Here is an 11,375-nt window from a genome sequence, read left to right as displayed (position 1 = left end):
AATCTTGCGGGGTTGTTGTGTGAAGGCGGTATCATTTATTCACTATGAGATTTTTAGCTGTATTTTTGCTGTCAATCCTGAGCTTTTCCGGCCTGGCCACAACCACGCGAGCACTCTCTCAAACCGAGCTAGATCGCCTCGAACGCCAGTCCACTCAAGATCGTGAAAGAGCCATTACCGCAACTAAGATCTACCTTAGTATTCCCCTGTCAGATCTTCAGCGCCTTCAAGTATCGGTATTTCGATGTAACGCCTTAAAAGAGTTAAGCCGTTACGATGAGGTCGCTAAACTCTTTGATACCACCAAGCCACTGTTTTCCGGCCACGCCGAAGAGGCGCTAAGAATCACAGCCTGTTATAGCTCCGCTCTGCAGCTTCAAGGGCGCACTCGCTCGGCGCTAAGTCTTATTGACGATATGCTTCAGCAATATGAAGCCGACGCTGAACCTTATGGGGTCTCTTTTTTGCTCAGCACCAAGGCCAGTGTGCACAACTATCGCGGCGAGTTTACCGAGGCGATGGAGGCCCTAACCCTCGCAATGAAACTGCTGGAGACCAGCGGCCGCATAAACCACTATCACCAGATCAGCATGCGCGACAACCTGTCTAACATCTATCACTACCTTGGCCTGACTGAACTTGCGATGGAGCAAACCCAACTGACCCTAAAAGAGGCACAGGAATATGGGGACAAACGTTTAGAGTCCGTTGCCACCCATAATACCGCTGCACTGTACTTAAAAAGAGGTCAGTACGACAAAGCCAAAGAGCTGGCCCATCAGGCTCAAGCGCTCTCTCACGAGATCAATGATCCCGTTGGTGCCGGCTACTCCAGCATCATTATTGCATCGAGCTTGGCAGAGCAAGGTCGCTATAAAGAGGCGCTAGCAGCCACTGAGAACCTTGAGCTGATGTTTAATCGCTACAAAGAAAACGTCGCCTCAGCCAATCTTCAACTGAAAAAATCCCAATGGTACTCAAAGCTTGACGACTACCACCTAGCGCTCAGGTATGCCCAAGAGGCTCAGAGGCTGTTTTCGGTGGCGGACACCACCTTGGGACTGTCAAAAAGTGCCAAAGCACTGGCAGAGATCCACCGAAAACGCGGCGACGTTCAATTGGCTCTGGCCATGCAGGATCGTCAAATCGAACTGTCTGAACAGTTGTTCGCCCTTGAAATGAACAAAGAGATCGCCCGCCAACAAGCCGAATTCCAAAAGAGCTTTGAACGCAAAGAGATGCAACTGCTTGAAGCTCACCTCAACGCTCAGCAAAACGCCTTTCGCCAAACCCAGGCCCAATATCGAGTCACTCTGACGATTGCCGCCTGCCTATTCATCTCCGTAGGGGCGCTGCTACTTCTACTGTGGCGCAGTAACCAGCTGTCACAACAGTTGAAACACTCTGCCTATCACGACTCATTGACCAATCTGGGGAATCGTCGCTGTGCCTTGGAACGTCTAGAGAATGAGCACCAGCGTTTTCTGCGCCACAAACAACCGTTTTGTGCCGCGTTAATCGACATCGACCACTTCAAGATGGTCAATGACAAACTGGGCCATCAACTCGGAGATGAGGCACTGATCTCAGTAGCAAATACCCTAAAAGCCAGCCTCAGAAAAATTGACTGCTGCGCCCGTTATGGCGGTGAAGAGTTCTTAGTAGTATTTCCCAATACCCGTCTTGATCAAGCCCATGAGGTGGTTGAGCGTCTGCGCCAAGCGATTGAGAGTATTGAGATTGATAACATCGGCCCACTATCCATCAGCGTTGGTTACGGCGAATTCACCGAGCATGAAGATCTGGATGCGCTGCTACGCAGCATCGACTACGCGCTGTATCAGGCCAAAGCCAAAGGGCGTAACCGCTGCATTAAGGCCAGTAGCCAACTGCAGTCAAGCCATAAAAAATCCGAGGCGGTAAAACCAACCTCGGATCTTGCAACCGACACGACGGCAGTAACAAACTGATTAACCCAATTGGTATCAATTGATCGCAATCAGCTCCACATCAAAAATCAGCAGTGAACCCGCAGGAATCTTGCCCACACCTCGCTTGCCGTAACCAAGGCGGGCCGGAATGTAAAGACGGGTCTTTTCGCCCACGACCATATGCTGCAAACCCTCTGTCCAGCCAGGAATTACCTGATTCAACTTAAAGTCGATTGGCTGGCCGCGCTCTACAGAGCTATCAAATACGGTGCCATCAAGCAGCGTACCATGATAGTGAACCGTTACCTTATCTTTAGCCGTTGGGTGTTCGGTGCCGGTGCCTGGCTCCATCACCTTCAACTGCAAACCTGAAGCGGTGGTTTTAACACCCTCTTTGTCGGCATTTTGCGCCAAAAATTCATCACCAATGCGGATGTTTTCTGGCGCATCTTTGCTGCTGCCCGCTCCTTTAAACAGAAAGTAAGCAACCAACGCTAACAAGGCGACGATAATAATGACTTTAGACACAGGCAATCCCTATAATATTTAGTAATTGCCTCGGATAGTACCAAGGCTCGACTGCCCTGCTCAAGAGACCAATACCGTGCCTCAGCCTTTCTATCAACAACTTCTTCAGCTCACCGACGCCGCCTTTGCCGATCTGAACAATGCCATTGCCAACAAACGGGTAGCTCAAGCGCCCAACAGCGAAGCCCTATTCCTAAGCCGTTGGGTGACTCAAGCCATTAAGCAGCAACGATTTGGCAAAGCCACGGCGCCCTATTTGAAAGCCTGGCAGCAGCGCTCGCGAGCACAAGGGGTAAATGCGGGGTTAAAGCAGGAATTTGAGCGTATTGAACACAGTTACCGAAGCCTGATGGTGAACTCAAACCGATTGCCGGAGATCCACCAACGTCAGCTCGATGAGTTATTGAGCCAACTTAACGCACAAGGTTGGGTACTGGATATCGAGTCGGAGTTTAATACCGAAGTGAATCACGCCACCGGCGGCAAACCCTCATTGGTGATTGCTGCGCAGCAGCTAAAAGGCGCTTTTGAAGATGATCTTTTAGCTAAACCACTGTCTCTGTTTGTACGAGGCGATCACCTCGCATTGACCGCCCTAGCTCACCAACATCAAATGCTGCTGCATAAGCAGAGCGACTATAAATCTCTGGTTAAATACCATGGCGAGTATGTGCTCTACCCTGAAAACAGCGGCCCCATCATTGCTGAGTTGCTGCCAAACTCCTAAGCAGGGTCGCTTACCGGCTCTAGCTTGAGACGATTGCGAGTGTCGCGGCTACGACGAATAAGCTCATCACCACGGGCATAGTCGGATTTGGCCATGCGATCGTAAAGCAGCACATTCACAGTTGCCGCTAGATTCATGCAGCCTTTAGTGGGCACATACACCACGTGTTCGGCCCTCTCAACAAGATGCTTATCCAAAGACCCATCTTCAGGACCAAACAGATAGATGGCATGCTCTGGATGCTCAAATTCTGGTAGTGGCGTCGCGCCCTCCACCAGCTCAATGCACACCACACTCAATGGTGTGTCCACACCACAAAGCAGATCGTCACTGGGCCGAAGCGGAATGTGAGAGCTGGCCTTTTTGGTGTCGGTGTGAAATTTCACGGCGCGATCGTAGCGCTCGCCACTGTATCGCACTTCGGTGGCGCCATAGCACCCGGCAGCTCGCATCACCGCGCCAACATTGGTGGGACTTTTCGGATTGGATAGGCCGATGATGACTTGAGGTTGGTTCATGAGGAGCGCCCTTTTTTGAGAGAGCGCGAATGCTAACAAAATCCCTACTCTAACTAAAGCCAAGTTGAGACCCCCATCAACACGCCGATTTTTACGCCGAATAAATCCCTGAAAAAGTGACCAAATTAACGCCTGATGGTTTTCAAAAAGTGACCAAAATCGAGTTATTACTCTAATTTTTCCGGTATTACTAGTGTCAATCAGCGCGCACCGCGCACCATTTGTCACCGAGGTAAATATGACTAGCTCACCGGTAAAAGTTATTGAAATTAAAGAGAGTGTTTACGCTAACAACGATAAACGCGCCGACGAACTTCGACAAAGATTGAACCAAAAAGGCCTGACACTGCTGAACCTGATGTCCTCTCCTGGCTCAGGAAAAACCACCACCTTGATCCAAACATTAAAACGCCTTACCGAGCGCCACGTCGGCATCATGGAAGCGGACATTCAATCCGACGTGGACGCCATCGCCATTGCCGAAACTGGCACCAAGGTGATTCAGCTGCACACCGGCGGCATGTGTCACCTCGACGCCGACATGACTCAGCAAGGTCTGGATGCACTGGGTACCGATGAGCTGGATCTGGTGATTTTAGAAAACGTCGGCAACCTCGTTTGCCCCGCCGAGTTCGATACCGGCGCGCATCTGAATGTAATGATCCTAAGTGTGCCAGAAGGTGACGACAAACCTCTGAAGTACCCACTGATGTTCTCCTTAGTGGATGCAGTAATCATCAACAAAATCGATGCACAGCCAATGTTTGACTTCGACATTGATGCCGCTACGGCTCGCATCACCAAGCTCAACCCCAAAGCCAAAGTCTTCCCCATCAGCGCCAAAACCGGGGAAGGGGTTGATTCATGGGTACAGTGGTTACAACAGGCGACCGCTTAAAGCGAACATGACGTAGGGAAAAATTATGACTAAGGAACGCGTGCTGGATCTGGCCAATAAGATCAGTCGAGTGAAACGTGGTAGCCGTTCGGAAATTACGACTGCCGATCCCGAATACAAAATTCTGGCCCCCATCATGACCGATGAGATGGCCGAAGCCGTCCTCTGCTTGGAGCTCAAACAGCCCAAATCGGCTGCAGAAGTGGCCGAACTCTGTGGCAAAGATCTTGCGACCACCGAGGCACTGCTGTGGCGCAGTGCCGAAGTGGGCGCCGCCTTCGTAAATGAAATCGATGGCGTCGATAAGTACTGGCTCGACATCTGGGTTCCAGGCCACATGGAGATGATCGTCAACAACAAAGAGCTCATCGCCCAATACCCAGAGCTGGGTGCCGCCTTTGATGAATACGGTAAGAAAAAAGGCCCCATGGCCGCCGGTAACATCCCCGTTGGCGCTGGCCCCATGCGAGTTATCCCCATCGAGAGAGCCATTGACGGAGATACCCGCAGCGCCTCCTTCGAAGAGGTCTCCAAGTATCTTAATGACAACAGCGTCTTCTCTCTGTCTGACTGCGCTTGTCGCGCCTCTCGTGAAGCCATCGGCGAAGGTTGCGGACACCTGAAAGAGGACATGTGCATCCAGATGGGCCACGCCGCCGAGTACTACATCCGTACCGGTCGTGGTAAGCCAATCACCAAAGAACAAGCCATTGAGGTGATAAAACGCGCCGAAGCCAATGGTCTCATGCACCAAATTCCCAACCTGGACGGCTCAGGAAAAACCCACGCCATCTGTAACTGCTGTGGCTGTGGCTGTTTTGCCATGCGGTTGGCCAACATGTGGCGCAACCCAGATATGGTTCGCTCCAATTATCAGGTCCAAATTGATGAAGCCAATTGCGTTGCCTGTGGCGAATGCGTGGAAGCTTGCCCAACCAATGCCCTGAGATTGGGTAAAAAGCTCTGCAAAAGCAGCGAGTCGAAAAAGCCTGATTTTGAACATCCGTTCGATGTGGATTGGGGCCCAGACAAGTGGAACCCTGAATATCGCACCAATAAAGAGGTGGTTGAGGGAGAAGGAACCAGCCCCTGTAAAGCGGAATGCCCCGCACACATCGGCATCCAAGGCTACATCAAACTGGCGGCGCAAGGGCGCTACCAAGAAGCGCTGGAGCTCATCAAAAAAGAGAACCCACTTCCAGCGGTCTGTGGCCGTATCTGCCCTCGAAAATGTGAGTCCGATTGCACGCGGGGCGACATCGACGACCCGATCGCCATCGACGAGATCAAAAAGTTCATCGCTGAGCAGGATCTCAACGCCGACAATCGCTTCCTACCTACCATCAAAAACCGCTACGACAAGCCCATTGCCATCATTGGCAGCGGCCCGGCGGGCCTCTCCTGCGCTTACTTCTTAGCCATTGAAGGCTACCCAGTAACGGTGTTTGAAAAGCAGCCAGTACTGGGCGGCATGCTGACCCTAGGCATCCCCTCTTACCGACTGGAAAAAGAGGTAATCAATGCCGAGATCGACGTTCTTAAAACCCTAGGTGTGGAATTTAAGACCGGCGTCGAAGTGGGCAAAGACCTAAGTCTGGCCGAGCTCAAAGAGCTGGGTTTCGCCGCTTTCTACCTCGCCATTGGCGCGCAAAAAGGTCGTATGTTGAACCTAGAAGGGGAAGATGCCACTGGGGTTGAGTCCGGTGTGGATTTCCTACGCGAAGTCAACTTGGGTCAGCGAGAGCAGCTGAAAGGCGACACCATCGTGATCGGTGGCGGTAACGTTGCCATCGACGTTGCCCGTAGCGCTGCCCGCTTAGGCGCCGATCAAGTGTCTATCTACTGTTTGGAGTCCAGACAATCGATGCCCGCCCATGAAAGTGAGGTTGAGGAAGCCATTGACGAAGAAGTGGCCATCTTCAACGAGTGGGGACCCACTCGAATTCTCACCCGCGACGGTAACGTCACCGGCGTTGAATTCCAGCGCTGCCTCTCTACCTTCGATGACCAGGGGCGGTTTAACCCAACCTTTGATGCCAATCAGCGCATTGAGGTCGCCGCCGACAACGTCATCCTCTCTGTCGGACAAGCCATGGACTGGGGCGAGCTGTTGGCCGATACCAAGATGGAGCTTAACCGTAACCAAACGCTGATTGTGGATCCCACTACTTTCCAAAGTGGCCAGGAGGAGATCTTCAGTGGTGGCGATATTGTCACCGGTCCTAACTTCGCCATCGACGCCATCGCTCAAGGCAAAGAGGGAGCCATCTCCATTCACCGCTTTGTTCAGCACGGGCAAAGCTTGGTTATTGGCCGAGTACAGCGTAATTACACCTCGTTTAACAAACAGGAGCTGCATCTCAGTGGCTACGATCGCGCACCGCGCCAGCAGATAAGTCACGCCGACGGCAAAACCTCCCGCACGACCTTCAAAGATCTTCGAGGTACCTTTACCGCCGAACAGGTGCAAAAGGAGACTGAGCGCTGTCTGGGCTGTGGTGTGGTGGTGGCCGACCCATACATGTGCGTGGGTTGCGGCGCTTGTACCATGAAGTGTCGCTTCGACGCGGTTTCGTTAGTGAAAAACTTCGATGCCGAAGGGGTCGAACTGAAACAGGTGAAGAAGGTGATCATCAAGCATGCCCTCAAACGCAAGCTCAACATCACCGTCAACAAGCCGATTCGCAAGATTAAGTCACTGTTGACCAGCCGCAGTTAAGGAGATTCAGATGCACGAACTCGGGGTAGTGATGGCAATTACTGAGCAGGTTCAGGACCTTATGAAGGAGCACCAGCTAGAGCAGGTAGACACCATTGTGCTGCAGATTGGTGAGCTTTCCTCGATGATCCCGCACTACGTGGAGGCCTGCTACCCCGCGGCCATCGACGGCACACCATTGGAGCAAACCGAACTCAAAATAGAGATCATTCCCGCCAATGCCCTGTGCCACGGCTGCCAACAGGTATTTAATATCATCCAACATGGCAACCACTGCCCAGAATGCCAAAGTGAGCAGTGGGGACTGTTGAGCGGCAAAGAGTTTATTCTCAAAGAGATAGTTGCCGCCTAACAGGCAATCGCACAAGGCGCCTAGACGGCGAAGGAAAACCTTATCCAGTCTAGGCGCCTGCTATGCTTGATTCACAACATACAACTTGGACAGTAACGAGGAGTTAGGCGATGCGAACTTGGTTACCAATGCTGTGCTGTGCTTTGGCGCTAATGGGCTGTGAGGATGCAGAAAAAGCCAAACAGGATGCACAAGCAAAATTAGAGGAAGCGAAAGCTGCCACCCAGAAGGCGATAGAGGACGGTACTGAAGCGCTTTCAGATGCCGCCGAGGATGCAGCCAATGCCACTCAAGAGGCCGCCGGAGATGCCTGGGAGGCAACGAGAGACTCTGTAGACGATGCCGTAGGCGCAACCAAAGAGCAATGGGATGCCAGTAAGGATGCCGCATCGGACGCATGGGACTCAACCCGACAATCGGCTCAAGATGCGGTGGACTCAACTCAGGAGCAGTGGCAAGCTTCAAAAGCTTCCGCAGGAGAAACCTTGAATTCAACCAAAGAATCGGTCAATGAGGCGATTGGCTCAGCCCAGCAATCCGCTGAGAAGGAGTTAGAGAAAGCCAAGCAAGAGATTGAAAACCAAGGTTAGCGTGTTGCCTTTGACAGCTCACTTGTAACGTCAGTGGGCTGTCCCCTTCATCATCGCCGCCACCGGGTTGCTCTCACGATTGTCCCTACAAGAGCCATAGGGTGAATCCTAGCAAACACTCAATACACTAATTGATTTTACCTAACAAACAAATAGGGAATCTCCGCCTAAAAAGGTGAGCTCAACAGCTCTATACTGGCATCAAGATGAACACTGATACTCCTCGGTGCATCTTCAGTTTTAGAGTGTTTTCATCATCAACTCTATCCTGCCAGCGCCCCTCCTTTAAGCCATTTGGGGCGCTGGTTTCCTTTTTAGATGAAAGCTCTCCTGCCGCGTAAGGTTAATTTCTTCGACACACTCAAAACTCACCATCTGAAATAGACGGTACACCCTCGCGGCAATTCGCAGCCTTTCTTATCTTGAAAATGCTGACTATCAGACAACTCTCTGGCGCACATGGGAGACTGTGGCCTAGATAAAACCCCAAAGCCACTGGCTACCGGCGTTCGCCGGCAAAGCGTTAGCAGGAGGTGTTAAATACATCGGAAACCATCGTCACCGACAACACTCTCAGATGACTCCCTGACGCACGTCAGGGTCCAGTGGCCTTTCTTGAATATAATCACCATATTAGATGCATACGAAAAAGGCTCAATCTTGCGATTGAGCCTTTCTCTTATATGGCGGTTAGGGAGAGATTCGAACTCTCGATACGTTGCCGTATACACACTTTCCAGGCGTGCTCCTTCAGCCACTCGGACACCTAACCAGATATCTAATTCATTATTTTACGAGCCTGAATCTAACTCGCTGGTTGGTGGCTGAATCGCACGCTGTGCGTAACTCTTTGCTGCATCTTGGCAGCCACTCGGACACCTAACCAAATTGTCGAATACTTATTTACCCAGCAGTTCGTCGTTGCTGCGGATGCGTATATTAGGGAGGAGCCCTTTAGATTGCAACCGCTTTTTCGGAGTTTGTGAGCGTTCGCTGCGATTTTAAACGATTTGCAGATTATTCAGCTGTTGCAACTGGGTTTTCACTCGCGTGTTCAAAATCTCTTTTGCATCCTGTAACCACTGACGTCGATTTTGATTGCCAAGCTCGTCGATGATCGCTAACTGAGCACAGCTGTCATTAAACTCACCCAAAGCGTCCTGAAGCCGTTTATCTTGCTGCCAATCCAGCTCTGGCAAACAGAGCTCTTTCAGGTAACGGCGATACTTAATGCTGATGCGCAGCCTGTGCCAATCCTCGGCCCGTTGACTCGCTTGGGCGGACTTAAGACGCTTATCGCAGCGTCGCTCAACTCGCATAGCAACTTTATCGGTGACTCTCTTAAAGCTCTGCTTACCACCACTAGGAGACTTCCACGAACATGCCAGTAGCGCAAACACCAATTGACGCTCTCGCGTTAACTCCCCAAGGGCAATCAGCAGTCGAGAGAAACACTGCCGCCTCCAATTGGCAACCTCCTCAGTGGCCTCTTGTGGCAGCCAATGGGCCTTCGCCAATACATCGAGATCCCGCATTCGATTGCTCACTCGAGCTTGTTGACCGATTGAAGCAACCAACGCTTGCGCCAGCTCTGGGGCTAGCCAATCGCCATAAAGTTTCAGTAACGCTCGACATTTTCTCAACCCCACCCGATAGTGATGCAGCGGCTCGGTATCCCCATCAAGGTTTATCTGCCAGCCACAATCGATGGCCGCACGATAACAAAGCTCGACTCTCTGCTGAAGTGCCTTTTCCACTCGAATGCCCATGGGTTGCTCCCGCAGTCACGCAACAGGTCTAAGCATAGAAAAGTCACAACAAAAGAGAGCAAAAACATCGTTACCTGAACCTGGGTTAAAAACCCAATACCAGAAACAACAAAGCCGCCTCAAAGGGCGGCTTGGCAGCAAAACAGCAAAGCCTACGCGTTACCTTTTACCTTCATCTTCAGCTCGGCTGCGAAGTCCAGCATGCGATTCAGGGGAATCATCGCTTTTTCCGCCAAGGCTTCATCAACGAACACTTCATGCTGTTCAAGGTCGTCGGTATTCAGACAGCGCTCAATGGCCTGTAGACCGTTCATCGCCATCCAAGGACAATGAGCGCAGCTGCGACAGGTTGCGCCGTCACCGCCAGTTGGCGCTTCCATAAAGGTCTTCTCCGGCGACAATTGCTGCATTTTGTAGAAAATGCCGCGATCGGTAGCCACGATGAAACGCTCATTAGGCAGCTCTTGACTGGCCTTGATCAGCTGTGAAGTAGAACCCACTGCATCGGCCATCTCCACGATAAAATCTGGAGACTCAGGATGAACCAGTACCGCCGCATCCGGATACTGCTTTTTCATATCAACTAGGGCACGGTATTTAAACTCATCGTGCACCACGCAGTGGCCCTGCCACATCAGCATCTCAGCGCCCGTTTGCTTGGCGATGAAGCCGCCAAGGTGACGATCTGGCCCCCAGATGATTTTCTTATCTTCGCTGTCTAGGTGCTCAACAATCTCTAGTGCAATAGAGGAGGTTACCACCCAATCAGCACGGGCTTTTACCGCTGCCGAGGTGTTGGCATACACCACCACGGTGTGATCAGGGTGCTTATCGCAAAACTCACCAAAGGTGTCAGCAGGACAGCCCAGATCCAAAGAGCAGGTTGCTTCCAGAGTGGGCATCAATACCCGCTTCTCTGGCGTAAGAATCTTGGCGGTTTCGCCCATGAAGCGCACACCAGCAACAATCAACGTTTTGGCTGGATGCTCATTACCAAAACGGGCCATCTCCAGTGAGTCCGCCACACAGCCGCCGGTCTCCTCTGCCAACGCCTGAATCTCAGGATCGGTATAGTAGTGGGCAACCAAAACCGCATCTTTCTGCTTCAGCAGCGTTTTAATGCGCTCACGGTAATCGGCTTTTTCCGCATCGCTCAACTTGGCGGGCTTTGGCGGAAATGGGTAGTGGGTGTTATCCAGAACTGGGGCTTCCATCATTGCTGTTACTACGGCCTCTTCATGTAATAGATTGGTATTATACCTCGCAAAGTGGCATCGACTAAACCGAAAAAAGCGCTTGCTGCCATCTAACTGGCAACAAACGCTTAATTTAAATCGATAAAA

Annotated in this window: 10 protein-coding genes and 1 tRNA gene; 6 read left to right on the top strand and 5 right to left on the bottom strand. The window is 51.6% G+C overall.

The window, feature by feature from the left end; all coding sequences use genetic code 11:
- Window positions 1–44 precede the first annotated feature (44 nt).
- Entirely contained in the window at window positions 45–1,970 is a 1,926-nt protein-coding gene (locus tag FCL42_RS02555; RefSeq protein WP_136861795.1) for a GGDEF domain-containing protein, read from the top strand.
- A gap of 15 nt (window positions 1,971–1,985) precedes the next feature.
- On the opposite strand, the gene FCL42_RS02550 is transcribed toward FCL42_RS02555, so the two are convergent.
- Window positions 1,986–2,444, bottom strand: coding sequence for an FKBP-type peptidyl-prolyl cis-trans isomerase (locus FCL42_RS02550; protein WP_407644362.1), 459 nt, complete (start codon window positions 2,442–2,444; stop codon window positions 1,986–1,988).
- Window positions 2,445–2,535: 91 nt separating this feature from the next.
- Here FCL42_RS02550 and FCL42_RS02545 point away from each other — a divergent pair, with 91 nt between their 5' ends.
- Window positions 2,536–3,186, top strand: coding sequence for a DUF2913 family protein (locus FCL42_RS02545; protein WP_169308257.1), 651 nt, complete (start codon window positions 2,536–2,538; stop codon window positions 3,184–3,186).
- Here the strand turns inward: FCL42_RS02545 and FCL42_RS02540 are convergent.
- Entirely contained in the window at window positions 3,183–3,704 is a 522-nt protein-coding gene (locus FCL42_RS02540) for an RNA methyltransferase (RefSeq protein WP_136861792.1), read from the bottom strand. The two genes, FCL42_RS02545 and FCL42_RS02540, sit on opposite strands and share 4 nt — an antisense overlap.
- A gap of 238 nt (window positions 3,705–3,942) precedes the next feature.
- Here FCL42_RS02540 and hypB point away from each other — a divergent pair, with 238 nt between their 5' ends.
- From hypB to FCL42_RS02520, 4 genes are all read left to right on the top strand, one after another.
- Window positions 3,943–4,602, top strand: a complete 660-nt coding sequence (hypB, locus tag FCL42_RS02535) for a hydrogenase nickel incorporation protein HypB (RefSeq protein ID WP_136861791.1) — start codon at window positions 3,943–3,945, stop codon at window positions 4,600–4,602.
- 25 nt (window positions 4,603–4,627) lie between these two features.
- Window positions 4,628–7,321 carry an FAD-dependent oxidoreductase gene (locus FCL42_RS02530; RefSeq protein ID WP_136861790.1) on the top strand — a complete coding sequence of 898 codons (2,694 nt, stop codon included), beginning with the start codon at window positions 4,628–4,630 and terminating at the stop codon, window positions 7,319–7,321.
- Window positions 7,322–7,331: 10 nt separating this feature from the next.
- Entirely contained in the window at window positions 7,332–7,673 is a 342-nt protein-coding gene (locus tag FCL42_RS02525; RefSeq protein ID WP_136861789.1) for a hydrogenase maturation nickel metallochaperone HypA/HybF, read from the top strand.
- A 110-nt stretch (window positions 7,674–7,783) separates the two neighbouring features.
- Complete coding sequence (locus FCL42_RS02520; RefSeq protein ID WP_136861788.1) at window positions 7,784–8,263, top strand: hypothetical protein; 480 nt, start codon at window positions 7,784–7,786, stop codon at window positions 8,261–8,263.
- A 684-nt stretch (window positions 8,264–8,947) separates the two neighbouring features.
- Here the strand turns inward: FCL42_RS02520 and FCL42_RS02515 are convergent.
- The 3 genes from FCL42_RS02515 to nadA form a co-directional block, all read right to left on the bottom strand.
- A tRNA-Ser gene (locus FCL42_RS02515) sits at window positions 8,948–9,035 on the bottom strand.
- A 229-nt stretch (window positions 9,036–9,264) separates the two neighbouring features.
- Window positions 9,265–10,032: a CHAD domain-containing protein gene (locus FCL42_RS02510; RefSeq protein ID WP_136861787.1), complete on the bottom strand. Its 768-nt coding sequence runs from the start codon at window positions 10,030–10,032 to the stop codon at window positions 9,265–9,267.
- Between the two features lie 152 nt (window positions 10,033–10,184).
- Window positions 10,185–11,249, bottom strand: a complete 1,065-nt coding sequence (gene nadA / locus FCL42_RS02505; protein ID WP_136861786.1) for a quinolinate synthase NadA — start codon at window positions 11,247–11,249, stop codon at window positions 10,185–10,187.
- Window positions 11,250–11,375 lie beyond the last annotated feature (126 nt).

The organism is Ferrimonas aestuarii, from assembly GCF_005116665.1.
GTDB classification, from domain to species: domain Bacteria; phylum Pseudomonadota; class Gammaproteobacteria; order Enterobacterales; family Shewanellaceae; genus Ferrimonas; species Ferrimonas aestuarii.
The sequence above is the reverse complement of the archived record's forward strand: the minus strand, read 5'-3'. Positions and strand labels throughout refer to the sequence as shown.

Coding starts and splice junctions, on each gene's coding strand:
- FCL42_RS02555 (WP_136861795.1), top strand. CDS start 45: ATGAGATTTTTAGCTGTATTTTTGCTGTCAATCCTGAGCTTTTCCGGC.
- FCL42_RS02540 (WP_136861792.1), bottom strand. CDS start 3,704: ATGAACCAACCTCAAGTCATCATCGGCCTATCCAATCCGAAAAGTCCC.
- hypB (WP_136861791.1), top strand. CDS start 3,943: ATGACTAGCTCACCGGTAAAAGTTATTGAAATTAAAGAGAGTGTTTAC.
- FCL42_RS02530 (WP_136861790.1), top strand. CDS start 4,628: ATGACTAAGGAACGCGTGCTGGATCTGGCCAATAAGATCAGTCGAGTG.
- FCL42_RS02525 (WP_136861789.1), top strand. CDS start 7,332: ATGCACGAACTCGGGGTAGTGATGGCAATTACTGAGCAGGTTCAGGAC.
- FCL42_RS02520 (WP_136861788.1), top strand. CDS start 7,784: ATGCGAACTTGGTTACCAATGCTGTGCTGTGCTTTGGCGCTAATGGGC.
- FCL42_RS02510 (WP_136861787.1), bottom strand. CDS start 10,032: ATGGGCATTCGAGTGGAAAAGGCACTTCAGCAGAGAGTCGAGCTTTGT.
- nadA (WP_136861786.1), bottom strand. CDS start 11,249: ATGATGGAAGCCCCAGTTCTGGATAACACCCACTACCCATTTCCGCCA.